The 26,931-nt window shown below is 44.7% G+C and carries 16 protein-coding genes; 10 read left to right on the top strand and 6 right to left on the bottom strand.

Translation table 11 applies throughout. The annotated features are described in order from the left end of the window. The first annotated feature begins 249 nt into the window (after positions 1–249). The 4 genes from IX91_RS08240 to nspC all read left to right on the top strand — a co-directional run bounded on the left by IX91_RS08240 (position 250) and on the right by nspC (position 11,227). On the top strand, positions 250–5,214 hold the full coding sequence (locus IX91_RS08240; protein ID WP_038550438.1) for a VCBS domain-containing protein: 4,965 nt from the start codon (positions 250–252) through the stop codon (positions 5,212–5,214). 509 nt (positions 5,215–5,723) lie between these two features. After that, complete coding sequence (locus IX91_RS08235) at positions 5,724–8,624, top strand: pyridoxal phosphate-dependent class III aminotransferase (RefSeq protein ID WP_004748716.1); 2,901 nt, start codon at positions 5,724–5,726, stop codon at positions 8,622–8,624. Positions 8,625–8,639: 15 nt separating this feature from the next. Beyond that, on the top strand, positions 8,640–9,893 hold the full coding sequence (locus tag IX91_RS08230) for a carboxynorspermidine synthase (protein WP_004748715.1): 1,254 nt from the start codon (positions 8,640–8,642) through the stop codon (positions 9,891–9,893). Positions 9,894–10,087: 194 nt separating this feature from the next. Then, entirely contained in the window at positions 10,088–11,227 is a 1,140-nt protein-coding gene (gene nspC, locus IX91_RS08225) for a carboxynorspermidine decarboxylase (protein ID WP_004748714.1), read from the top strand. Between the two features lie 50 nt (positions 11,228–11,277). Here nspC and IX91_RS08220 read toward each other — a convergent pair whose 3' ends face one another. Beyond that, positions 11,278–11,790 (bottom strand): glycine cleavage system protein R, encoded by a 513-nt coding sequence (locus IX91_RS08220; protein WP_004748713.1) that lies wholly within the window; start codon positions 11,788–11,790, stop codon positions 11,278–11,280. Between the two features lie 217 nt (positions 11,791–12,007). Beyond that, positions 12,008–12,904: a DUF3943 domain-containing protein gene (locus IX91_RS08215; protein ID WP_004748712.1), complete on the bottom strand. Its 897-nt coding sequence runs from the start codon at positions 12,902–12,904 to the stop codon at positions 12,008–12,010. Between the two features lie 177 nt (positions 12,905–13,081). On the opposite strand from IX91_RS08215, the gene IX91_RS08210 reads away from it, so the two are divergent. Together IX91_RS08210 and IX91_RS08205 are read left to right on the top strand one after the other, a co-directional pair. Then, complete coding sequence (locus IX91_RS08210; RefSeq protein ID WP_004748711.1) at positions 13,082–14,323, top strand: CinA family nicotinamide mononucleotide deamidase-related protein; 1,242 nt, start codon at positions 13,082–13,084, stop codon at positions 14,321–14,323. Positions 14,324–14,567: 244 nt separating this feature from the next. After that, the gene (locus tag IX91_RS08205; protein WP_004748710.1) at positions 14,568–14,819 is read left to right on the top strand and encodes a hypothetical protein; all 252 of its coding nucleotides are present in this window, start codon (positions 14,568–14,570) and stop codon (positions 14,817–14,819) included. A 43-nt stretch (positions 14,820–14,862) separates the two neighbouring features. On the opposite strand, the gene yfaE is transcribed toward IX91_RS08205, so the two are convergent. The 4 genes from yfaE to ubiG all read right to left on the bottom strand — a co-directional run bounded on the left by yfaE (position 14,863) and on the right by ubiG (position 19,818). Then, positions 14,863–15,141, bottom strand: a complete 279-nt coding sequence (gene yfaE / locus IX91_RS08200; protein WP_004748709.1) for a class I ribonucleotide reductase maintenance protein YfaE — start codon at positions 15,139–15,141, stop codon at positions 14,863–14,865. Continuing rightward, complete coding sequence (gene nrdB, locus IX91_RS08195; protein WP_004748708.1) at positions 15,141–16,274, bottom strand: class Ia ribonucleoside-diphosphate reductase subunit beta; 1,134 nt, start codon at positions 16,272–16,274, stop codon at positions 15,141–15,143. Before nrdB ends, yfaE begins: the two co-directional genes overlap by 1 nt. 85 nt (positions 16,275–16,359) lie before the next feature. Beyond that, entirely contained in the window at positions 16,360–18,642 is a 2,283-nt protein-coding gene (gene nrdA, locus IX91_RS08190; protein WP_004748707.1) for a class 1a ribonucleoside-diphosphate reductase subunit alpha, read from the bottom strand. Positions 18,643–19,110: 468 nt separating this feature from the next. Then, positions 19,111–19,818: a bifunctional 2-polyprenyl-6-hydroxyphenol methylase/3-demethylubiquinol 3-O-methyltransferase UbiG gene (gene ubiG, locus IX91_RS08185; RefSeq protein ID WP_004748706.1), complete on the bottom strand. Its 708-nt coding sequence runs from the start codon at positions 19,816–19,818 to the stop codon at positions 19,111–19,113. A 285-nt stretch (positions 19,819–20,103) separates the two neighbouring features. Here ubiG and gyrA point away from each other — a divergent pair, with 285 nt between their 5' ends. The 4 genes from gyrA (at position 20,104) to IX91_RS08165 (ending at position 26,922) form a co-directional block, all read left to right on the top strand. Continuing rightward, positions 20,104–22,731: a DNA topoisomerase (ATP-hydrolyzing) subunit A gene (gyrA, locus tag IX91_RS08180; RefSeq protein ID WP_004748705.1), complete on the top strand. Its 2,628-nt coding sequence runs from the start codon at positions 20,104–20,106 to the stop codon at positions 22,729–22,731. Positions 22,732–22,896: 165 nt separating this feature from the next. Next, positions 22,897–23,226: a hypothetical protein gene (locus tag IX91_RS08175; RefSeq protein ID WP_236642785.1), complete on the top strand. Its 330-nt coding sequence runs from the start codon at positions 22,897–22,899 to the stop codon at positions 23,224–23,226. A gap of 127 nt (positions 23,227–23,353) precedes the next feature. Further along, positions 23,354–25,237: a methyl-accepting chemotaxis protein gene (locus IX91_RS08170; RefSeq protein ID WP_004750064.1), complete on the top strand. Its 1,884-nt coding sequence runs from the start codon at positions 23,354–23,356 to the stop codon at positions 25,235–25,237. Positions 25,238–25,380: 143 nt separating this feature from the next. After that, a complete protein-coding gene (locus IX91_RS08165; protein ID WP_004750065.1) occupies positions 25,381–26,922 on the top strand; it encodes a YjjI family glycine radical enzyme in 1,542 nt (513 codons plus the stop codon). Positions 26,923–26,931: the final 9 nt, after the last annotated feature.

Below are 26,931 nucleotides of genomic sequence, written 5' to 3'. Positions count from 1 at the left end.
TTTATGTAGGGGGAATTCCCCAAATGTAAGTACCAAAAGCTTAGTAGACGTATTCCAAAATTGAGAATCTTTATGCGAAATTGATGAGTTGAATTATTAGTGACTTATAAACTTTCGTATGGACTTTTTTGCTATTGAGTGGAATGTCAATAGTTGGGGTTCTAGCTTTATAGGATGTGGGAGTATGCGAAAGTTTTAACACCATGAATGGGGTGGGGGGACTTATATCGCACAGATGGGAATTGGGTTATGAATGCGAAAAGTCTAGCACCGTTTATGTTGGCTAGTACAACAGTAGTAATTGACATCAACGGTGAGATTAGAGAATTGGTTCCAGGAGAGGTACCAGGGCCTGGAGAAGTCATTGTCGTTTTGGGACAGGGAGCCACCGCCGCAACCGAGCCGCAGATAGAAGCTCAGCTTATAGGTGATGGAGGTGAGAACTTCGATCTTAACTTGGACAATGAAATAGCTTCGATCATCGAACAAATCGAAGAAGGTGTCGACCCAACTCAAAATGAAGACTTCGCGACCGCAGCCGGAGGACAAAATGGGTCGAGTCCAACAGGGACTGGAGACATCGAGCGAACTGGATCTGAAACACTAGCGGAAACTCAATTTGATACATCAGGCCTTGAGTCTCAAGGCCTTTCTGAAACGCAGAGCCTCTCTCTACTCGATCTAGTGGCGCAGGCCGTCTTTGTTGGAGATGATGCGGTTACCGTGTTTGAAACGGATGTTCCTTGGGTTATTACTGGTACGGTTGTCGCAACAGAAACTGATGTTCCAACCTTTGTTCCTCAAGATGGTGTCGCGGGTGATAACGGTACATTTTCTATTGATGCCGATGGTAATTGGACCTATGTAGCGAACAGCGCTTTTGATGAACTCAATATCGGTGATTCTCTCGTTGACGTATTCCCTATTGAATCTACTGACGGCACAGTTGGCAGTGTTACAGTGACGATTAACGGTACCAATGATCTTCCTCAATTTGTCGCGACAGATGATTTTGTCCCAGGTGGCAGTGAAGGGGAAGAGCAGCTTTCTACGTTTGCATTTGAAGATGGTGTTTACAGTTTTGATATACCGGAAAACACCACGGCGGGAGTTGCCATTGGACAAGTGGCAGCGACTGACCCAGATAACGATGTTCTTATTTTCAGCATTTCGACAAATATTCAAAACGAAGGTGGAGAAGACCTATTTGCCATTGACCCAGATAGCGGGATTATTACCCTGACAGCGGCAGGTGCTGCGTCTTTTGTGAATGATTTTGAAATTCTTGAAAACGTCCACAATATCGTGGTCACTGTCACTGAAGGGGACGGAATTGGTGAGCCACAATCTGTTGATGTTGATGTGATATTTACTGAGCTCAATGAAGATGATAATGCACCAGTTTTCGAAGACACTGACGAGGGAGGAGCGTATAACTTCGAATACGATGAAAACTCAACCGATGACTACGTGATTGGCACCGTCAGTGCGACGGATGCGGATGGTGAAAACGTTACTTACAGCATTAAAACCAATGTGTTCAACGATGCCGAAGAGCCATTGTTTGAGATTGACTCAGTCACCGGTGAGATCAGCTTAACTGCAGCAGGTGTTGCTGCGTTCACTAACGACTATGAGTTAGCCGAAAATGAACACAGTATTGTGGTTACGGCGACGGAGGATGACGGTCTAGGGCCAGTTAAAACTACTGATGTCACGGTTAATCTGGATGAGGTTAATCTTGATGATAACGCTCCTGTATTTGAAGGCACCGATGAAGGCGGTGAATACAACTTTGAATATGATGAAAACTCAACCGACGATTATGTGATTGGTACAGTCAGCGCGAGTGATGCGGACGGTGAAAACGTTACTTACAGCATTAAAACCAATGTGTTTAATGATGCTGAAGAGCCACTATTCGAAATCGATTCAGTCACGGGTGAAATTAGCTTAACCGCGGCTGGAGTTGCCGCGTTCACTAACGACTACGAGTTAGCCGAAAATGAACATAGCATAGTGGTCACCGCGACGGAAGATGAAGGCTTTGGTACGGTCAAAACCACCGATGTCACGGTTAATTTGGATGAAGTTAACCTTGATGATAACGCTCCGGTATTCGAAGGCACCGATGAAGGTGGCGAATATAACTTTGTATACAACGAAAACTCAACTGATGATTATGTGATCGGCACTGTCAGTGCGACAGATGCGGACGGTGAAAATGTCACTTACAGCATTAAAACTAATGTGTTTAATGATGCTGAAGAGCCATTATTCGAAATCGATTCAGTCACTGGTGAAATCAGCTTAACCGCGGCTGGTGTTGCAGCCTTCACCAACGACTACGAGTTGGCCGAAAATGAACACAGCATTGTGGTTACGGCGACAGAAGATGAGGGCTTTGGTCCGGTTAAAACCACGGATGTCACGGTTAATCTGGATGAGGTTAATCTTGATGATAATGCTCCGGTATTTGAAGGCACCGATGAAGGCGGTGAATACAACTTCGAATACGATGAAAACTCAACCGATGACTATGTCATTGGTACAGTCAATGCAAGTGATGCGGATGGCGAAAACGTTACCTATAGCATTAAAACCAATGTGTTAAATGAGGCTGAAGAGCCGTTATTCGAAATCGATTCAGTCACTGGTGAAATCAGTTTAACTGCCGCTGGCGTTGCCGCGTTCACCAACGACTACGAGCTGGCAGAAAATGAGCACAGCATCGTGGTCACGGCGACCGAAGATGAAGGTTTGGGTCCAGTCAAAACCACCGATGTCACGGTTAATCTGGATGAAGTTAACCTTGATGATAACGCACCTGTATTCGAAGGCACCGATGAAGGTGGCGAATATAACTTTGTATACAACGAAAACTCAACTGATGATTATGTGATTGGCACCGTCAGTGCGACAGATGCGGACGGTGAAAATGTCACTTACAGCATTAAAACTAATGTGTTTAATGATGCTGAAGAGCCATTATTCGAAATCGATTCAGTCACTGGTGAAATCAGCTTAACCGCGGCTGGTGTTGCTGCGTTCACCAACGACTACGAGCTAGCAGAGAATGAACATAGCATCGTGGTCACCGCGACAGAAGACGAAGGTTTCGGCCCAGTCAAAACCACCGATGTCACGGTTAATCTTGATGAAGTTAATCTTGATGACAATGCGCCAATATTTGAAGGTACCGATGAAGGCGGTGAATACAACTTCGAATACGATGAAAACTCAACCGATGACTATGTGATTGGCACCGTCAGCGCCTCTGATGCAGATGGGGAAAATGTCACTTACAGCATTAAAACTAATGTGTTTAATGATGCTGAAGAGCCATTGTTTGAAATCGATTCAGTCACCGGCGAAATTAGCTTAACAGCGGCTGGCGTCGCCGCGTTCACCAACGACTACGAGTTAGCCGAAAACGAACACAGCATTGTGGTTACGGCAACAGAAGACGAGGGCTTGGGTCCAGTCAAAACCACTGATGTGACTGTCAATCTTGATGAAATCAACCTAGATGACAATGCACCAGTATTTGTTCCAAACGACGGCGACCAGTATGCGTTCTCCTACTTTGAGAACAATACAGAAGACTATGTGATTGGTACTGTCTCTGCGACGGATGCAGACGGTGAGGATGTCACCTACAGCATCAAAACAAATATTTTCAATGACGCTGACGAGCCGCTATTTGAGATTAACCCAACCAACGGGAACATAAGTCTAACAGTAGCAGGGGTGTTGGCATTTACCAACAATTTCGAAGCGTTAGCCAATGTACATACCCTTGTTGTAACCGCCACCGAAGTTGATGGTTTTGGGATTCAGAAATCAACAGACATAGATGTTGAGTTGAGTGAGCTCAATGTCAATGAACTTCCGGTTTCCGAAGACTTCGACGTTGATGCGGGTGATGCGATCTTTGTGCCTATCATCTTCGACTCTGATGATGAGGACCTCGATCATATCTCGGATGAGGATGATGACTTCAATGGCGTTGAGCTTAACGTAATGATTACCTCGCTTCCGCAGTACGGTACCTTACTTTATACCGATGATTTTGGTGAAACTCGTGTACTGACTGAAGCAGACCTCCATGTTTGGGGAGATGCAATTGATCCCGCTAAGCTGTTTGACCCTGATAACTTTACTTATGTACCAGGCCCCGGTGACCCATTTGAGATTGGTTACAGTGGTGATCCAGACGACATAGTGTTAGATGATGATGGTTTCTACAATTGGGGTGAATGGGTAAGCGATACCGAGCGACTCATTACATTGGATAACGGCAACACGATAGGAATTTCTATTACTGACAACAACGACAAACCATTAAAACAATATACTGGAGATAAGCCACATGTTGGTTGGGGTATTGGTGATACCGATGGTAATGGGATGAACAAGAAAGAAACTTTGATTGTTGATCTTAGCGACAACCCACTTGATGTGGTGACTTTCGGCTTAGATGGTATGGGGGGCGCTTTCAACACTAACAGTAACGTCTATGTTGAGGTGACCTATACCTTTGCAGACGGCACAACCCATGTGGAACAGTACCAGAAAGATGAAGGTGATGTCGGTAATAAGAAAATTCTATACGATTTCAGTTACTCATCGCCCGATAATCCAATTGTACAGATGGAATTGAGTTCAACAGGAAGCAACTGGGAGCTGAGATACCTATCTGGTACCCAAGATATTACTGAAGATGTAACATTCGACTATGTTGCGGTCGACTCAGATTTAGCTGTTAGTAATGAATCAACGGTTACCATTGATGTATCAGAATCACCAGAGTATGAGGTGTTATCGGCGGCTGAAGGGGATGATTTGGATGCCGAACTAGGTAATCAAGTCATGCTAGGTGATGAAAACGACAATGTATTTGTCTGGCTGGATGCAACTCTCGATAACGGAACTGACGTCGTCGACAACTTTGATTTAGGCAGTGACTTGATAGACTTGAGAGGCATTTTAGAAGAAGACGATAATGTCTTAGTCGGTGACTTAATTGACTCTATTAGTGCTGAAGTCGATGGCGAAGACATTGTTATGACAGTGACTGATGAAGGTAGAGAGCAGACCATTATCCTTGAAGGAGTGACCAACGCATTTGAAGATGCGGGACTCGTTGAAAACAACTCAATTACCAGTGAGTTAGAAATGTTAACTCAAGTGCTCAAGACAGATGCAGCGTAATCGTCACAATGTTAAAAGACCAACCTTAATCGGTTGGTCTTTTTTGATAGTTAGATCATTATTTTCATCTGATCGTGAAAAATTATTGCCAGACGATTTCAATTTATGATAATTTTCGCCGCAATCTCGGAGATGAGTCTCAATAAGGACATTCTGGGGGATACGCGTGATGGCATTCGGGCTGAGTGAGCATCACGTAGGGTAGGTATCGGCAAGTCCTTTTGTCGATAGACGGGATACTAATGTCGTTAAGCGGCATGTGAATGGGAAACCCAACATTGAACTCACATAACAAAACTACATTAATCAGCTTAGTTCTTCCTCAATGCCCTGTTTTACAGGACAGTTGCATTACTGAACCTTGATCTAATTTCTCGATATGTAATCCATCCATGATGGATCGTTTTCTCGTATGCGCTTTTTAAATAACTCGCGCTACGGCTTGCTATACCCTCAGTTTAGAATTTGTTCTTACGAGGGGAAAGAATTACATTTCAAGGGATTAAATCATGAGCACAGCCTTTGAAGTCGATAACACAGTGATGAACACTGTTGTCGCAACTCCTTTTTCAACTCAGATTCCAGTTTTGGAAGGAATCTACGATCTGACTCCAGATCAGATCCTACTAGACCAAGAACAACATGAATCTGAAGTTCGCTCTTATCCACGACGCCTGCCTATTGCCATTAAACAGGCCTACGGTGCGCTTGTTGAAGACACTCGTGGTCAATTATTTTTAGACTGTCTCGCTGGCGCAGGCACTCTGGCGCTGGGATATAACCACCCAGAAATCAATCAAGCGTTAATAGCTCAGCTAGACAGTGGCTTACCGTACCAAACGCTTGATATCGCGACCCAAGCAAAAACGCACTTCATCAAAACTGTAAAAGAGTTTTTGCCACAAGAGTTGGCCGGCGATTGTGTCATTCAGTTTTGTGGGCCTTCTGGTGCAGACGCCGTTGAAGCCGCGATTAAGCTCGCAAAGCAAACTACAGGTAGAAACACCATGTTTGCTTTCCGTGGCGCATACCACGGCATGACAAACGGCACCATGGGCATGATGGGTAATCTAGGCACTAAGGCACGTCGAACTGGCCTAATGTCTGACGTTCACTTTATGCCGTTCCCATATAACTTGCGCTGCCCATTTGGTTTAGGCGGTGACGAGGGTGCCAAAGCTAGCATTCGCTACATTGAACGTCTATTGCACGATGATGAAGCGGGTATCATGAAACCAGCGGCTATCGTTGTTGAACCTGTACAAGGTGAGGGAGGGGTTGTTCCAGCTCCCGCTTTCTGGCTTAAAGAACTACGCCGTATCTGTGATGAGCATGGAATCTTGCTGATTTTTGATGAGATTCAATGTGGTGTCGGCAAATCAGGCTATAACTTTGCATTCGAAGAAGCAGGCATTGTTCCCGATATTCTATGTCTGTCGAAAGCGATTGGCGGCGGTATGCCAATGTCTTTGCTCGTGATTAACAAGCAGCACGACACATGGAAACCGGGCGAGCATACTGGAACATTCCGTGGTAACCAGTTAGCGATGGTTTCTGGTGCAAAAGCGCTAGAAATTATCCAACGCGACAACTTAGTTGAGCACGCCAATATTGCTGGCCAGTATCTACGTCACGGTCTCGAAGCGATTCAGTCACGAGTCAACTGTATCGCAGAAGTACGTGGCAAGGGTTTGATGCTTGGTGTTGAAATTCGCAAGCCGGGTAATGACCTGAACAAGTTTGGTGAGCCTGTCTCGGACGGTGAACTCACATTGAAAATCCAACGCGCTGCGTTAGAACGTGGTCTGATGGTTGAAAAAGGTGGACGTGACGGTTCAGTGATCCGTTTTCTACCGCCATTGATTATCTCTTTCGAGCAAATTGATTTTGCTCTGCGGGTGCTTGAAGAAGCGATTATTGTCGCGGGTGGTAGCCATCTTGATTCACAAGAGGGCAACGCTGCGTGGAAGCAACATTTCGTTCAAACAGGTGAGTCTGGCAGTGATGAATTCGCCAAAGCCATGAATCATACTACGGCGAAAATGAAAGCGGTGTTTGAGCAAATTGGGGCGCCATATTCTGGTTTAGAACCTAAGCAGCTTGAGCAGGCAATCAACGCTGTTGATCTCGATAATAAAAACGCTTCGTTGATTGACGTGATTGGTGAGACGGCAGACTTAGTTGCCAAGAACTCAATCATAGTGCAGCACCCTGACTGTATTGCGCATCTTCACACGCCACCATTGATGCCTTCGATTGTCGCTGAGGCGATGATCGCTGCGCTAAACCAATCAATGGACTCTTGGGATCAAGCATCCGCAGCCACTTACGTTGAACAGAAAGTGATTGACTGGATGTGCGAGAAGTATGAGTTGGGTGCTCAAGCAGACGGTATCTTCACCAGTGGTGGAACCCAGAGTAACCTGATGGGACTACTGCTCGCGCGCGATTGGATTGCAGATAAGCTTGATTCACATTCGATTCAAAAGCTAGGTTTACCGGAATACGCGAGTAAGTTGCGTATCCTGTGCTCGAAGAAATCTCACTTTACAGTGCAAAAATCTGCTTCTTTGCTCGGTTTAGGTGAAAGCTCAGTTTGCTGTGTCGATGCCAACCCGAATGGAACCATCAAGGTTGACGCCTTAAAGGTTGAAATGGAGGCATTGAAGTCGCAGGGTCTAATACCGTTTGCTGTAGTGGGTACTGCGGGCACAACCGATCACGGTGCGATTGATGATTTAGCATCCATTGCTGATATCGCTGAGCAAAATGCATTGTGGTTCCACGTTGACAGTGCTTACGGCGGAGCTTTGATTCTAAGCAGCCATAAGTCACGTTTAGCGGGTATTGAGCGAGCAGATTCAGTTAGCGTTGACTTCCATAAGTTGTTCTATCAAACAATCAGTTGTGGTGCAGTACTGCTCAAAGACAAAGCGAACTTTAAGTACCTTCTTCATCATGCTGATTATCTCAATCGCGAACATGATGAACTGCCTAATTTAGTCGATAAGTCGATTGCGACGACCAAGCGTTTTGATGCATTGAAAGTCTTTATGACGATGCAAAGCGTAGGTCCAGAGACGTTGGGCAAAATGTATGACCATCTTCTTGAGCAGACACTACAAGTGGCGGATCTGATTGAAAGTGATTCGGCGTTTGAGTTACTCGCGCAGCCTTCACTATCGACTGTGCTGTTTAGAGTTTGTGACTCGCAAACTAACGATTTAGATGAATTGAATAAGACTCTAAGACTGCAGGCCCTGACTCGTGGCATTGCCGTACTTGGCGAAACAGTAGTGAATGATAAGTCGGCGCTTAAATTTACTATTCTAAACCCTTGCTTGAAGATTTCTGACTTTGAGTCTTTATTAAACAAAATCAAAAATTTAGCTTCTGAGCTAGCGAAATAAAGGTAACGTAATACTATGGCTATTTTACAAATTGGTGCAGGTGGTGTCGGTTGGGTTGTAGCGCACAAAGCAGCGCAAAACAACGATGTACTAGGTGACATTACTATTGCGTCTCGCACAATCGGTAAATGTGAAAAGATCATCGAATCTATCCAGAAGAAAAACAACCTTAAAGACAGCTCGAAGAAACTTGAAGCTCGTGCCGTCAACGCGGATGATGTGGAAGCGTTAGTTGCTCTAATCAAAGAAGTGCAACCTGATCTGGTTATCAACGCGGGTCCTCCGTGGGTAAACATGGCGATTATGGAAGCGTGTTACCAAGCGAAGGTGAACTACCTAGATACATCAGTAGCGGTTGACCTATGTTCTGAAGGTCAGCAAGTTCCTCAAGCTTACGATTGGCAGTGGGGTTACCGCGAGAAATTTGCTGAAGCGGGTATTACCGGTATTCTTGGCGCAGGCTTCGACCCGGGTGTAGTTTCTGTATTTGCTGCTTACGCAGTGAAGCATTTGTTCGATGAGATCGATACGATTGACGTCATGGACGTAAACGCAGGCGATCACGGTAAAAAGTTCGCAACCAACTTTGACCCAGAAACCAACATGCTGGAAATTCAGGGCGACTCTTTCTACTGGGAAAACGAAGAGTGGAAACAAGTGCCTTGTCACTCGCGTATGCTTGAATTTGATTTCCCTAACTGTGGTACACACAAAGTTTACTCAATGGCGCACGATGAAGTTCGTTCAATGAAAGAGTTTATCCCAGCGAAACGTATCGAGTTTTGGATGGGCTTTGGTGACAAGTACCTAAACTACTTTAACTGCATGCGTGACATTGGTCTGCTTAGCCCAGATCCACTCACACTGCATGATGGTACAGTTGTTCAACCTCTACACGTACTGAAAGCACTGCTTCCAGATCCAACTTCACTTGCTCCGGGTTACACTGGCTTAACTTGTATCGGTACTTGGGTTCAAGGTAAGAAGGACGGTAAAGAGCGCAGCGTATTTATCTACAACAACGCTGATCACGAAGTGGCATACGAAGATGTGGAACACCAAGCGATCTCTTACACTACGGGTGTTCCTGCTATCACAGCAGCACTACAGTTCTTCCGTGGTGAGTGGGCGGATAAGGGTGTGTTCAACATGGAACAGCTAAACCCAGATCCATTCCTAGAAACAATGCCAAGCATCGGTCTTGATTGGCATGTTCAAGAGCTTGAAGCGGGTCAAGGTCTGCCAGTAATTCACGAACTTAAAAAGTAACGACTGAATTTTTAGTTTGGTATCAAAAGGGGACTGCAGTGTTCCCTTTTTCGGTCATTGCGATCTATTAGATGTTGGTATTAACCATGTTTATTTTGTAACTCACTACGTTCAGACAGGACAAAATAAACATACTCAATACCAACTCCATCAGCTATGGCTCTTTATCATTAGATTCTGCTTGAGTGCATAAGATGACATTTCAGAAAGAACAACTCAAAACCCCTTACTTTATGATCAACGAAGATAAGTTGATTGAAAATCTAGAGAAAGCAAAACAGCTGAAAGAAATCTCTGGTGTGAAACTGGTGTTGGCACTCAAATGTTTCTCTACGTGGGGCGTGTTTGACATTATTAAGCCTTACTTAGATGGCACCACAAGCTCTGGTCCTTTTGAAGTAAAGCTTGGCCACGAAACGTTTGGCGGAGAAACGCACGCATACAGTGTTGGTTACAGCGAAGATGACGTACGTGAAGTGGCTGACATTTGTGACAAGATGATCTTTAATTCACAGTCTCAGCTCGCGGTCTACCGCCATATCGTTGAAGACAAAGCGTCAATTGGTTTACGTTTAAATCCAGGTGTTAGCTATGCGGGTCAAGATCTAGCGAATCCGGCGCGTCAATTTTCTCGCCTTGGAGTACAAGCGGATCATATTGACCCCGAAGTATTTGAGAACATTGATGGTGTGATGTTCCATATGAACTGCGAAAACAAAGATGTTGATGCGTTCATTGGTTTACTTGACTCGATCTCTGAGCAGTTTGGTGACTACTTAAACAAGCTTGATTGGGTAAGCATGGGCGGCGGCGTGTTCTTTACATGGCCAGATTACGATATTGAGAAGCTGGGCTTGGCGCTAAAGGCATTTTCAGAAAAACACGCGGTACAAATGTACCTTGAGCCGGGCGAAGCTATCATTACCAAAACCACGGATCTTGTTGTGACTGTGGTTGATATTGTTGAGAACGTTAAGAAGACAGCGATTGTAGATTCTGCAACAGAGGCACATCGCTTAGATACGTTAATCTATGATGAGCCAGCATCTATTCTAGAAGCATCAGATAACGGCGAGCATGAATATGTGATTGGCTCTTGCTCTTGCCTTGCTGGCGATCAGTTCTGTGTGGCTAACTTTGACAAGCCGCTACAGGTTGGTCAACGCCTCCACATCCTAGATAGTGCAGGTTATACCATGGTTAAGCTTAATTGGTTCAACGGATTACGTATGCCTTCAGTCTATTGTGAGAGAAGCTCGGGAGAGGTTCAGAAATTGAATGAGTTTGATTATTCTGACTTCAAGCGCTCACTGTCACAATGGTCTGTGAAATAGCAAATAAAAAGAGAGCGATTCGTCGCTCTCTTTTTCATTTGACTCAAGGTTTAGTTTTCCACCATGACCCTTGTGTCTTCACTTAAAGACTCAAGTTCATTTGCCACGTCGTTGATATTGATCTGCTTAGGCAATCTTATCGACAAGTTTGCCGTAAATAAGCTCGAGCTCACTCCACCTCCACCAGCGATGAAGACTCTTTGGCAATCCATATCAAGGATACTAATGCCTTGCCCATCTAGAACATGGGTGATTTCGTTAACGATGCCCGCGCGATCATTGGAATCGAGTCTGAGTTGGTAGATGGTATCAACATCGTGCGCCAACTGATCTGAATCTGTAATTTGTACCAGTAAGTCAGGATGGGAAGTGAAGGCGTCTTTGACAAGTTGTTCGTTCGCACTAGGAAGTTCAACTTTAATCACCGCAGCAACTTGGTCTTCGATGAAATTGACTTTGCTAATGAGCCATTTACCTCCATTTTCATGGGTAATAGCCGCAAGTTGCTTGATAGTGGCAGGCGTCGCTTTGCCAACGAAATTAACAATAAATGTGCTGTTCATATTGAGCCTCCAAACGCTGAGAAAGGCATGTGCTTTCAATATTTGTTGATAAGGAAAGCGATCTTGATACCTAACTTCAGTTTAGAATGCGCGTAAAGCTTGGGTTTGACCTGAGTCAAGTTTTACACCTAAATCCTTGTCACTGCTACGGATCTTTAACCGCGAGCACAAAAAAAGCGATGTAAAACATCGCTTTTTCAGTCAGAGGTGGTGTGATTTAAAAGCTAACTTTCATCTCAACGCCGTAGAAAACGTTGTCATAGCTAGCACCAGCATCCATCGCGAACTTAGCGGCATCTTGATTACCGAACCAAGGCTTACTGCTGTATTGGAATTCTGCACTACCGCCCCAAGCGCCGCTCACCCAACCGTGGATATGACCGACTGGGTTTAGGAAGAACAGAGAAACATCGCCGACCGTTTCAGAGCCCAATACTTCGCCACCAGATGCGACAATGTTTTGCTCAGCTTCAAACATCATCTCACCGACCACAGCACCAAAGAAAGGGGTGATAAAGATGTCCTGCCAAGAAGGCACTTCTGCAAAGGCTTCGACACCGTATTCCCAGAAGAAGGTCGACATCGTCGCCGAGTATAAGAAAGACTCAAACTCGTTGAAGCCGGCATGGCGAGCTGCTGTGTAGTAGACACCACCAAAATAAGGGTGCATGACATAGTTAAGGAAGTGCTCATCTCTATCCCATGTCGGGCCCGAAGTGACATTGTCTTTCCATTTAGAACCAAGACCACTAAGGTCACGATCTTCTTCATCCCATTTTGTGATTGATTCGGGAAGAAGTGTCATCAAGCCGACAGTGGCAACACTCAGTCCTAAAATCGTGTAGGTTTGCCCCATTAAGTAATCCCAATCTTTGCCGTCGGAAACAGTGAGATATTTAGGTAACCCTGGACCTTCGAGTTTTAGGTCATTTTCTGTCAAACTGAGTGAAAACGGGTCTGACGATTGATATTGATAAGAATGATAGAAAAACGTGTCGGATTCAGCTTGATCTACAGTGTATGAAAACTCAATATGTTGATTAGAATCATATACATTGGCACTGGCCTGGGCAGAAGCTGACAAAACTAAAGCGGTGATGCTTTTTTTCAACACTGAGTACTCCATCGTTATTATTTTAATGATCAGGGTCACAAGTATCCAACAAAGTTGGCGTATTGGGAATCTGAAATTGTCCTAAATAAGAAACTTAGTTGTTTTTTGGCCTAATGCCATAATAAATATCAGTTAAACTCATAAAATATGTGACGTTTTCCCACTAAGGATAAAATAATGTTGAAAATCGCAATGCTGAGCACTGGGGAAGAAGTCCTCCACGGAGACATCGTCGATACGAATGCTGCGTGGTTATCTCAAAGATTTTTCGAACAAGGCTTCAGCGTAACTAAGCGCTCAACGGTTGGCGACGAGATGTCAGCTCTTGTCGAAGAGCTGATGATGCTAAGTTTTAACAGTGACATCGTCGTTGTGAATGGTGGGTTAGGCCCAACAAGTGATGACTTGAGCGCTGAGGCGGTGGCAGTGGCAGCTGAAAGCGAGCTTGTCTTATATCCAGAATGGTTAGCAAGGCTAGAGAAGTTTTTTGCCTCTCGTGGGTTAGTGATGCCTGAAAGCAACCGCAAACAAGCCATGTTGCCAAAAGATTCGGTTCTACTTGATAACCCAATCGGAACCGCTTGCGGTTTCAAAGTTCGCTTTAACGACTGTGATTTCTACTTCACACCGGGTGTACCTAGCGAATTCAAGCTGATGGTAGAGCAACAAATTCTGCCTGATATGAGGGCCACTCATAGCAATGTATTAGGTCAGGAGTGCAGTAAGCTTTATACCTTTGGCACTTCTGAGTCGGCGTTGTCAGATAAGCTCGACAAGGTACAACTTCCTGATGGCTACACACTGGGTTACCGCTCATACCTGCCTTACATCGAAGTGAAGTTGTTTGGCCCTAAGAATGATTTAGATAACCGAGTCAAATTGCTGCAGATTATCTTTAATCTGATTGAGAGCAATGTGGTGAGTGTTGATGAATCTATGCAGGATCATGTCGCGTATCTAATCCAAGAGCGTAAACAATCTATCGCGACGGCGGAACAATCGACTTATGGTTCGTTATCACACTGGCTGCAATCAAAAGAAGTAGCAGCTCAATACTGTGGTCATGGTTGGGTGTTAGGCGAACGCGTTAATGTTGGGGATGAAAATGACGACCAACTTGCCGCTGCATTTGCCCTTGCTGGAGCGACGAAAGACAAATGCGCGACGGATATTGCCATAGTGACAGCCAAGGTCATTGATAAAACATTCTCAGTTGCACTCGCAGCTCCAGAAGGGGAGTGGGGACAAACGCTAACTTTCAATCGCAACTATACTCGCGAAGAGCGTACGTTAGTGATCACAACCGTTACGGCGGATATGCTACGTCGTTACCTCAACGCTAAACCTATGTTTGTCCAGTACAGTTCATTGAGCAGAAACAAAGAAATGTTTGTGCCACGCAGTGCAATAGAAGCATAATTATTCAACTAGGATAGTGAGCCAGTTTTGTCAAATTGGCTCAGTCTGCTGTTCTGTATTAAGTGAATGATCCTATTTCTTATTACTCATTCATACTCATATTATTTTTATATGCCAAATTCGAATATCGCTTAACTGGATGATTTTCAATAGAAGAGGATTTTGTCTTAGATTTGATACGTGCATTCGGCCAAATAACCTTTAAAATGACAATTCAGGATTTCAATTGCTCAGGGAGGTTAGCATGTTTAATCAGTCCAAGATCCTTGTTTGGTATCAAGTGGCGAGCCAAAAAGTCTTTCTAGGTGAAGCACTTAATGGAAAGCATCAAGACGTTATCTCTTTGTGGCTACAAGCGCCAGAGGACAAGCCAAGTGGTGAATGTTTGGGCTATCGACTTTCGTTATTTGATGATGATGGAAGGGAGATCGCAGATAAGCCTGTTTCTATGCTGACTGCGGATGAGTTTTTGTCTGGAGCACGAGTTCAGATATAAGAACGGCCAGCATTAAGCTGGCCGTTGTCTATTTTGTGCATATTTATGCGCGTTTTTCTTTAAGCGAGTAGTTGACACCTTCCACTTCAATGTCTGTTTTCGCTTTACAGATACACGGCAAAATTTCTTTTTCTTGCGTGTACGCCATTGCAAAACCAACGTATTCAACTTCACCTGAGACCAGTTTACAGCGGCAAGCGCCACAGTGCCCATCTCTACAGTTGTATTCAGGCTCTAACCCTGCATTCTCCATTGTTTCTAGAATGGTATTAGAAGGGTGAGACTGAACCGATGTAATAGCGTTGATTTTGATATTAGGCATTACAGTTCGAAATCCTTGAAGTCGTCTGCACGTACGTCGCTGTCGATCTGACCAACCAGGTAAGATGAAATTTCTGCTTCTTGCGGCGCAACCTGCACGTTATCTGAAGACAACCATGCATTAATCCAAGGAATTGGGTTAGAAGTTGCTTCAGGGTAAGCAGCGTCTAGGCCAACAGCTTGCATACGAATGTTGGTAATGTATTCAACGTACTGGCAAAGAATGTCTTTGTTCAGACCAATCATTGAGCCATCTTTGAATAGGTATTCTGCCCACTCTTTCTCTTGCTCAGCAGCATCTTTAAACAGCTCGAAACACTCTTGCTTACACTCTTCAGCAATCTGCATGAAAGAGAAGTCATCTTGGCCGTTACGCAGCAGGTTAATCATGTGCTGTGTGCCGGTTAGGTGCAGCGCCTCATCACGAGCGATAAGCTTGATGATCTTAGCGTTACCTTCCATTAGCTCACGCTCAGCGAAAGCAAATGAACACGCGAAACTCACGTAGAATCGAATCGCTTCCAGTGCGTTAACTGACATCAAACAAACGTAGAGCTTCTTCTTAAGGTCGTGAAGGGTAATCTTCACTTCTTCGCCGTTGATGTTATGAGTACCTTCACCGTAACGATGGTAATCATTGGTCATTTGAATCAGATCGTCGTAGTAGCGAGAAATGTCTTCAGCACGCTTAAGGATGTGCTCATTTTCTACGATGTCGTCAAACACTAGACCCGGATCATTCACGATGTTACGGATGATGTGCGTGTAAGAGCGTGAGTGAATTGTCTCAGAGAAAGACCAAGTTTCAATCCAAGTTTCTACTTCTGGTAGAGATACCAACGGCAGTAGGGCAACGTTTGGGCTACGACCTTGGATAGAATCGAGTAGTGTTTGGTACTTAAGGTTTGAGATGAAGATGTGCTTTTCATGCTCTGGCAGCTTGTTGTAATCGATACGATCGCTTGACACGTCCACTTCTTCAGGACGCCAGAAGAAAGACAGTTGCTTCTCGATTAGCTTTTCGAAGATCTCAAACTTCTGTTGGTCGTAACGAGCAACGTTTACTGATTGACCTAAGAACATAGGTTCTTTTAGTTGGTCATTTTTGTTTCTGTTAAAAGTACTGTAAGCCATGGTGCCTCAATTCCTTTTAAGCCCCTCATGTCTGAGGGGCGAATAATTTGTTAAGCCTTGATAACCCTTTAGTTAGGATTATGGTTTAAATCTTACAACCGCCGCCTGCGCAATCGTCGTCTTGTGGTTGTACTGCGTCTTTCTGATCGTCGCTCGCGCCATCACGTGTGTTGTGGTAGTAAAGTGTCTTCACACCAAACTTATACGCAGTTAGCAGATCTTGAAGCAGTTTCTTCATTGGCACTTTGCCACTTTCAAAACGCGTTGGGTCGTAGTTAGTATTTGCTGAAATCGCTTGGTCGACAAACTTCTGCATGATACCCACCAGGTGTAGGTAACCATCGTTTGAACCGATGTTCCATAGCAGTTCGTAGTTGTCTTTGTACTCAAGGAAATCTGGCACTACTTGCTTCAGGATACCGTCTTTAGACGCCTTCACTGAAACGTAACCACGTGGTGGTTCAATACCGTTGGTCGCGTTAGAGATCTGAGAAGATGTCTCAGATGGCATTAGCGCGGTTAGGGTAGAGTTACGTAGGCCGTGCGTCATGATTTCTTCACGTAGGCCATCCCAATCATAGTGCAGTGGCTCGTCACAGATTTGGTCAACGGCTTTCTTGTAAGTGTCGATTGGCATTAAGCCTTTCGCGTAATTCGTTTCTTCGAATAAAGGACACTTACCTTGCTCTTTCGCCAACGCAACCGAAGCTTTCAGCAAGTAGTACTGCATCGCTTCAAATGTACGGTGTGTTAGACCATTTGCACTGCCATCTGAGTATTTCACTCCGTTCTTCGCTAGGTAGTAAGCGTAGTTGATCACACCAACACCTAAAGTACGGCGATTCATTGTTGACTTGTACGCAGCAGGTAGCGGGTAATCTTGGTAATCCAGTAGTGCGTCTAGGGCACGAACAACAAGATCTGATAGCTCTTCAAAGTCATCAAGAGACTTAATCGCACCAAGGTTGAATGCAGATAGTGTACATAGAGCAATCTCACCAGAGTCATCTTCAACGTTTGTCAGCGGCTTAGTTGGCAGCGCGATTTCCAAACATAGGTTAGATTGACGAACAGGTGCAACTTCTGAGTCGAACGGGCTGTGCGTATTACAGTGGTCAACGTTCTGAATGTAGATACGACCTGTAGAAGCACGCTCTTGCATCAAGATAGAGAACATCTCGATAGCTTTAACGGTTTCTTTCTTGATTGATGGATCGTTTTCGTACTGAACGTATAGACGTTCGAACTCGTCTTGGTTCTCGAAAAATGCATCGTATAGACCCGGTACATCTGATGGTGAGAACAGAGTAATGTTGCCACCTTCAACTAAACGTTGGTACATCAAGCGGTTTAGCTGTACGCCGTAGTCCATGTGACGAACACGGTTCTCTTCAACACCACGGTTGTTCTTAAGAACCATCAGTGCTTGAGATTCACCATGCCATAGTGGGTAGAACACAGTCGCCGCACCGCCACGAACACCACCTTGAGAACAACATTTAACCGCTGTTTGGAAGTATTTGTAGAAAGGGATACAGCCCGTATGGAATGCTTCACCACCACGGATCTCTGAACCTAGAGCACGGATACGGCCAGCGTTGATACCAATACCAGCGCGTTGAGAAACGTAACGAACAATAGAGCTTGCTGTCGCGTTGATTGAATCTAGGCTATCGCCACACTCAATAAGTACACATGAGCTGAACTGACGAGTAGGAGTACGTACGCCTGACATGATTGGCGTAGGTAGAGAAATTTTGAATGTCGATGTCGCATCATAGAAGCGCTTGATGTAATCAAGACGTGTCTCTTTCGGGTATTTCGCGAATAGACAAGCAGAAACTAGGATGTAAAGGAACTGAGCACTTTCGTAAATCTCACCGGATACACGGTTTTGAACAAAGTACTTACCTTCAAGCTGTTTTACGGCTGCATAAGAAAAATCGAGATCGCGCTTGTGATCAATGTAGGCATCTAGCTCATCAAGTTCTGCTTTGGTGTAGTCTTCCAGAATGTGCTGGTCGTATTTACCCATATCCACAAGGCGAGCAACGTGATCGTATAGCGTTGGTGGCTCATACTGGTCATACGCTTTTTTACGTAGATGGAATACAGCCAAACGTGCCGCTAGATATTGGTAATCAGGCGTCTCTTCAGAAATCAAATCTGCTGCAGACTTGATGATGGTTTCATGGATATCAGACGTAGTGATACCGTCGTAGAACTGAATGTGAGCGCGTAGTTCTACTTGAGATACAGAGACGTTGTCTAGACCTTCGGCAGCCCAGGTGATAACGCGATGGATCTTTTCGAGATCAATACTTTCTTTGCGTCCGTCACGCTTAGTAACGGTAAGTTGTTGGTTCATTCTGCTTCATTTCCCTAACAAAACTGATAAAAGCCGTATTTTTGTGTAATTCTTGTAAAAATCGTTCCGGCTTTGTGATCAAAGTCTATCTATATATTGTAGTACAAACACAACATATAGGGGTGCACCAAGGTGCGAGTTACAAGATAGTGCTATCCCCATGGCTTTTCAAGTTACAGATCTTGGATGACTTGTGGATAACTAACAAAATTAAAAAAAACAGTAAGTGACTACTAACCGATGAGGTTAGAGCGGGTAAGATTGTAATTAATTACCGTTTTTAGATCGGTTTAGAAGTAACCACAAACAAAAAAAAATTCCTTGATCTTTGGTCAAAGTTGTCTTCGATTTTTGCTTTGATTATTTTGGAATCAAACCGACAAAAATTGCTTCAATTGGCACTAAAAAAGGCGATGAGCATGTGCTATCGCCTTAATCTTGACCACTACATCTAGTATGTGACAAATGTTAAAATTTCTGAGTATGAACGATGTAATTTACATCAACATTTTGACCGAGCTTGTAGGTGTCTGTAAGAGGGTTGTAGTGCAGGCCAGTAATCCCGGTTTCGGTTAAGTCGGTTTGATCAACCATCTTAATCAGCTCAGCAGGGCGGATGAACTTATCGTGATCGTGAGTGCCTTCAGGTACGATCTTCAACAGCTTTTCTGCGCCGACAATCGCGAACAGATAAGACTTAAGGTTGCGGTTAAGTGTTGAAAAGAACACATGGCCGCCCGGTTTCACCAAGGCCGCACATGAACGAATCACTGACTGTGGGTCAGGGACGTGCTCAAGCATCTCCATACAGGTCACAACGTCATACTTGCCTTGGTTTTCCGTAGCATGATCTTCAATTGTGCTCTGGATGTAGGTGAGCTTAGTGCCCGTTTCTAAAGCGTGTAGTCTCGCCACTTCCAATGGCTCTTTACCCATATCAAGACCGGTGACAATCGCGCCTTCTTTGGCCATGCTTTCCGCTAGAATACCGCCGCCACAGCCGACGTCTAAGACTTCTTTGCCAAACAAGCCATCACAATTGTCCAAAACATAGTTGAGGCGTAAAGGATTGATCTGATGCAAAGGCTTAAATTCACCTTCTAAATCCCACCAGCGTGAGGCCATATCCTCAAACTTCTTAATTTCGTTTGGATCGACGTTTTGTGATTGGGTCATAACAACTCTATTAATTTAACCGCTTCCTTGAATGACAGGCATTATACCTGTTAACCACATACACTCCATAGACGGGATCACTTTTCTCTACGGGTGGATAAAATATAACCATTTATCAGCAAGATATCAGATGAGTGTGCAAATTCTCGGCGTTTGATTCACAACCAAGCTCACAACCTGATAAAAGGAGAGGGAAAGTAATGCCGAACCACTGAAATGTATGTTATATTTTTGCACCTTAAGCGTATTGTACATACGATCTATAAATAGAGGGATAATGGCTCTATGAGCGATCTAGCGAAAGAGATCACGCCCGTAAACATTGAAGATGAGCTTCGAGGTTCATACCTAGACTACGCGATGTCAGTAATCGTTGGTCGTGCTCTTCCAGATGTGCGTGATGGCCTAAAGCCTGTACACCGCCGCGTTTTGTTCGCGATGAATGTACTAGGTAATGATTGGAATAAACCATATAAAAAATCTGCCCGTGTTGTTGGCGACGTAATCGGTAAATATCACCCACACGGTGATAGCGCTGTGTACGATACAATCGTACGTATGGCTCAGCCGTTCTCACTTCGTTACATGCTGGTCGACGGTCAAGGTAACTTCGGTTCGATCGATGGTGACTCAGCGGCAGCAATGCGTTACACCGAAGTTCGCATGGCAAAAATTGCCCACGAACTTTTGGCTGACCTAGATAAAGAAACAGTAGACTACGTGCCTAACTACGACGGCACTGAGCAGATCCCTGCTGTTCTACCTACAAAAATTCCTAACCTATTGGTAAACGGTGCTTCTGGTATCGCAGTAGGTATGGCAACCAACATTCCTCCGCACAACCTGACAGAGGTAATTGATGGCTGTCTTGCGTACATCAATAATGAAGCGATCACTATTGATGAGCTAATGGACTACATTCCTGGTCCAGACTTCCCAACAGCAGCGCTAATCAGCGGCCGTAAAGGTATCGTCGATGCTTATAAGACGGGCCGCGGTAAGATTTACATGCGCTCGAAAGCGGATATAGAAACAGACAAGAATGGTAAAGAAACCATTATTGTTACCGAAATTCCTTATCAGGTTAACAAAGCACGCTTGATCGAAAAGATCGCTGAGCTAGTTAAAGATAAGAAAGTTGAAGGTATCAGTGCACTACGCGATGAGTCAGATAAAGACGGTATGCGTATTGTTATCGAATGTAAGCGTGATGCAGTTGGCGAAGTGGTTCTAAACAACCTTTACGCACAAACTCAGCTTCAAACCACATTCGGCATCAACATGGTGGCACTGAACAACGGTCAGCCACAGCTATTCAACTTGAAAGATATGTTGAAGTGCTTTGTTGATCACCGCCGTGAAGTGGTAACTCGCCGTACTATTTTCGAACTACGTAAAGCGCGTGAGCGTGCACATATTCTTGAAGCACTTTCTCTTGCACTAGCAAACATTGATGAAGTTATTGAACTGATCAAAAACGCGCCAACACCAGCAGAAGCGAAAGTGGGCTTGGTTTCACGTGGTTGGGATCTTGGTAACGTTGCTTCAATGCTTGAGCGTGCGGGTACTGATGCTGCTCGTCCTGAATGGCTAGAAGATCAGTATGGTATCCATGACGGTCAGTACTTCCTGACTGAAACTCAAGCGCAAGCTATTCTAGAGCTTCGTCTACACCGCCTAACGGGTCTAGAGCATGAGAAGATTCTAGACGAGTACAAAGCACTTCTAGATGAGATCGCTGAGCTAATGCACATTCTTGCAAGCACTGAGCGTTTGATGGAAGTGATTCGTGAAGAACTAGAAGCGGTACGTGATGGCTTCGGTGACGCACGTCGTACAGAGATTACAGCGGCAAGCCACGACATCGACATGGAAGAGCTGATTGCCCGTGAAGATGTTGTTGTTACGCTATCTCACGAAGGTTACGTTAAGTACCAAATCCTAAGCGACTACGAAGCTCAGCGTCGTGGTGGTAAAGGTAAGAGCGCAACTAAGATGAAAGATGAAGACTACATCGAACGTCTTCTAGTGGCGAATACCCACGACAACATCTTATGTTTCTCTACTCGTGGTAAGACTTACCGTCTGAAAGTTTACCAACTACCGCAAGCAAGCCGTACCGCTCGTGGTAAGCCAATCGTTAACATTCTTCCACTAGAAGAAGGTGAGCGTATCACAGCGATTCTACCTGTTGACGAGTTTTCTGAAGATAAATTCATCTTCATGGCGACAGGCGATGGTACCGTTAAGAAAACGCCACTGAACCAATTTGCTAACGTACGTGCTAACGGTCTGATTGCTGTGAACCTACGTGACGATGACTCGCTAATTGGTGTCGACATCACTAATGGTGACAGCGACATCATGCTGTTCTCTAAAGCGGGTAAAGTGGTTCGCTTTGCAGAAGATAAAGTGCGTGCAATGGGTCGTACAGCGGCAGGTGTACGCGGTATGAAGCTAGCCGAAGATGATCAAGTTGTTTCACTGATTGTTCCTTCAAATGAAGGTGACATCCTAACAGTGACGCAAAATGGTTACGGTAAGCGTACTGAGCTTGCAGAATACCCAACTAAAGGCCGAGCGACTCAAGGCGTTGTGTCTATCAAAGTGTCTGAGCGAAATGGCCCTGTAGTTGGTGCGGTACAAGTAGAAGAAGGCGACGAGATGATGATGATCACCGACGCTGGTACTCTAGTTCGCACACGCGTTGCTGAAGTTAGCCAAGTTGGCCGAAATACTCAAGGTGTCACGCTAATCCGTACTGCTGAAGACGAAAACGTTGTGGGTCTACAACGTATCGATGAGGTAGAAGAAGCGGAACTTGCTGAAGGTGAAGAGGCAGCTGAGGGCGAAGTAGCTCAAGCCGCGGAATCATCAGAAGCACCAAGCGAAAGCGATGATACTGAAGAGTAATTCAGTTAATTGAACATCAAAATGCCAGACCTAGTGTCTGGCATTTTTTTTCGCTCTAATCATTCCATACTTTCATTTCTTCGAGTGACTTCAATTACTGAGCATTAATACTTTAGGAGCCTACGTAGGTCTGAGACTTAAGACATGTTTCAAGGTTAGATTGTAGTGAAACCTATCTCGGAGGTGTTTATGGGTTACGACACACCTATGGCGATTTCCAACTATCTCGCCGTTTTAATCGCAATCATCGTGATATATCCATTCGCACTGGTAGCTGTGAACATTGCTATTTACTCTCCAGTTCGACGAAAGAAAGTCACTAGACGGTTCAACATTATATGCGCACTCTTAGCTGCAATTGTGTTTGCGCTGCATATGCAAACTGAAGTGATATACGGAAAAGAGTTGCTCGATAAGTATTATCGAGATAATCCGCAGGCTCTCGAAGAATCTCAGAAGGGGGGTAACAAAGCTACCGATGTGACGACTCTCTGACGCCAGAAAAATAACTATATTACAAATAGTTAGTGTAAGTTAATAACTCGATAATATTGCGTGCATATAGATGAATTTGGCTATAAAATTCGCAACCTCTGTCTGTTCCACAACCAATATTAAATTTATGAACTTATCACTAAAACAAAAACTTATAGGTGCAAGCCTATTAGCAGTGGTGCTAATGGCAAGTGCGTTAACTTGGCTATCTGCCGATCAACTGAAGCAACAAACGCAAAATGGCGTTTATGCGCGTGCAGAAAGTCTAGCGACGACGGCTTCTTCTGGTATCAAAGACTGGATCAATATTCGTAAAGATATTGCTTCTGCGTTTAATGACTACAGCAATGAAGTCGACGTTGTTCCATACCTACAACAAGCGAGAAAAGCTGGTGGCTTTGATGACATCTTTTTAGGTACGCCAGAAGGTGGTATGTACCGTTCGCACCCAGAGCGTAACCGAGCGGATTACGACCCACGTGTTCGCCCTTGGTATATCGATGCTAATAATGCAGGCCGTCAGATTATCACTACGGCATACAAAGATGCGATTACTAATGCCTTGCTGGTGACGATTGCTGAACCAATTCGCCGTAACGGTCAGTTCGTAGGTGTGGTTGGCGCTGATGTATTGATTGATCAACTAATCAACGATGTGATCAACTTAGATGCGGGTAAAAATGCCTACGCGATGTTGATTGATACTCAGAATGGCACTTTCTTAGCGCACCCAGATAAATCTCTTTCTCTTAAACCTGTCACCACACTTTCAAAAGAGTTCACTCTACGTGCTATCGAAGACGCAGCTAACGCGGGTTCAATCAAGCTGATTGAACGTAATGGTCAAGAGAAACTGTATTTCTTTACTAAGGTTCCAGACACTCAGTGGATTTTTGCTATTGAGATGGATCGCGCAACAGAAGAAGCGGCACACACAGAACTGCTACAAAGCCTAATTATTACTGCAATCGTGATTACTTTAATCGTTATTGCGGTAGTTTCTTGGTTAGTGAGCTTCTTGTTCCAAGACTTAGTTCGTGTTTCTAATGCACTTGAGGAAATTGCATCGGGTGAAGGTGATCTTACCCAGCGTCTTGAACCACGTAGCGATGACGAAGTGGGACAGCTTGCAACTAACTTCAATACCTTCGTTGGTAATATGCACACTATGGTTTCTAAGCTAAGCCTTGTGTCTGCATCGCTGTCAGAGCAATCTAAGCAAACAGCGCAACAAGCGGAAGAGCGTAGCGCTCGTATTCGTTTGCAGCAAGATGAGATCAACATGGTCGCAACAGCGATCAATGAAATGGCGGCTGCAACGCAAGAAATCGCGGGTAATGCTGACAATACAGCGCAGAACTCTTCGGAAGCGGTAACTGCCTGTGTTCACGGCGGTGAGCAAGTAGTACAGACTCAAGGCTCGATTCAAAACCTAGCAACGGAAGTTCAGGTAGCGACAGAAGTTATCCAAGAGCTTGAAGTTCATGGTAAGAGCATCAGCACTATTCTTTCTACGATTCAGGATATTGCAGAGCAAACTAACTTACTTGCGCTTAACGCCGCTATTGAAGCTGCGCGTGCAGGTGAGCAAGGTCGTGGCTTCGCTGTGGTAGCTGATGAAGTCCGTGTTCTAAGTCAACGTACACACGCTTCAACCCAAGAAATCCAGCAGATGATTGAAACGCTGCAAGGCACAACGGGTAAAGCTGTGGGCATCATGGGTGATAGCCGTCAGTTAGCCGATACCAGTGTGGCGGACGCTGATTCAGCGGCGGTTAGTCTGACTCAAATCCAAACAGCGGTAGAGCGTATTAGCGATATGGCGACTCAAATTGCCTCTGCTGCTGAAGAGCAAGCGTCAGTCACTTCTGAAATTACGCGTAACACCGTTGGTATTCGTGATGTTTCGAATGAACTTGCCGATGAAGCGCACGACGCAGCAGCGCAAGCCGCACAGTTGTCTGAGCTATCTCACGAACTAGAGCAAGAGATTCAACGATTTAAACTGTAATCCAATGAATCTTAAAGCCCCGAAAGTTCGGGGCTTTTTCTTGATTATAGATTTCCAAAATGGACATCAGTCATCAACGTAATCTCAATAGTGGACATGGAGGATATTGGTTAGAATCCTTATAAATAATAAGGAAAATAACTATGTCTGATGTTAACAACGCATTTCAGCAACGTGTAAACAATATCGTTACCGATGCTAAGCTCTCTCCAAAGCAGAAAAACCAATTCTTAGCCCTAGAAGCAGAAGCCAGTCTTCCCTATATGAAGGTTTCTGAAGGTGTTTCAAAAGCGATGGAAGAGGGCGTAATTTGTGACATGTTTGAAGGCCATGCCCCTTTCAAACCTCGCTATGTTTTACCTGACTATGCAAAGTTCCTTAAGCAAGGCTCAGATTACCTAGAGCTAGAACCCGCGACTGATTTTGATGATGCGCTGAATCTACTGACGATCATCTATCACCATGTTCCTTCTGTAACGAATATTCCTGTCTATCTTGGTCAGCTTGATGATGTTTTGCTGCCCTATGTAGGAACCTTAAGTGAAGCGGAAATTTACACCAAGCTGAAACGTTTCTGGATCATGCTCGACAGAACGCTGCCAGATGCCTTTATGCATGTGAATATCGGGCCTACCGACAATGTTATTTGCCGAACAATTTTACGAGTTGACGCAGAGTTAAAGCAGATCGCTCCAAACTTAACCTTTATGTATGATGCGAACGTCACTCCAGACGATCTACTCAAACAAGCGACGACCAATATCTGTGAATGTAGCAAACCTCATATTGCTAATTATCCGATGCATGCGGCCGCTTATGGTGAGAATAAGTTCGGCATTGTTAGTTGTTACAACTCTCTGCCTCTTGCCGGTGGGTCGAATACCTTAGTGCGAATGAACCTAAAAGAAGTCGCATTACGTTCCAAAGACAGAACAGATTTTCTAGATTATGTCTTGCCATCCTATAGTGAATTAATGATTCAGCTTATGGATGCGCGCAGCAGTCACCTGCATGAGAAATCAAACTTTTTCAAAGGTTTCTTAACCACTGAGGGTTTGGTTGAAGAGAATCGATTTGCGCCTATGTATGGCATTTATGGCATGGCTGAAGCGGTCAATATCTTGCTTGATAAAGAAGGTATTGATGAGCAATACGGCCACAGTCAGCAGGCAAATCGAGTCGCACTGGCAATATCAGAAAAACTGGCTCACCTTGTCGATAGTAGCCCAGTGAAATATGGCTTAGAGGGCAAGGCGCTACTTCATGCTCAAGGCGGGATCAGCTTGGACGAAGATGTGACGCCAGGTGTTCGTATCCCTTATGGCACAGAACCTGATCCTGTGTCTTATGTTCAAGCAACTGCTGAGCAGCACAAATATTACACCTCTGGCATTAGTGATATTTTGACTATAGATGAAACGGTGAAATCCAACCCTGAGGCGATGTTCAACTTGTGCAAGGGGGCATTGAAGCAAGGCTTTAGAGAGTTTACCGCGAACGTTGCGTCTAATGATTTAGTCCGTGTCACGGGTTACATGATTAAGCTTTCTGATATCAACAAGTTTGCAGAGGAAGGCTCGCGCAAAAACACCACTTTCTTGGGATCTGAGGCGGCGAAGAACACTGGCATACTAGATCGTTCACCTCGCGTGGTCAGCATGGAAACAGAGCCAGTATACAAGTAGTAGGGCACA

The organism is Vibrio tubiashii ATCC 19109 (genome assembly GCF_000772105.1).
GTDB classification, from domain to species: Bacteria; Pseudomonadota; Gammaproteobacteria; order Enterobacterales; family Vibrionaceae; genus Vibrio; species Vibrio tubiashii.
The sequence above is the reverse complement of the archived record's forward strand: the minus strand, read 5'-3'. Positions and strand labels throughout refer to the sequence as shown.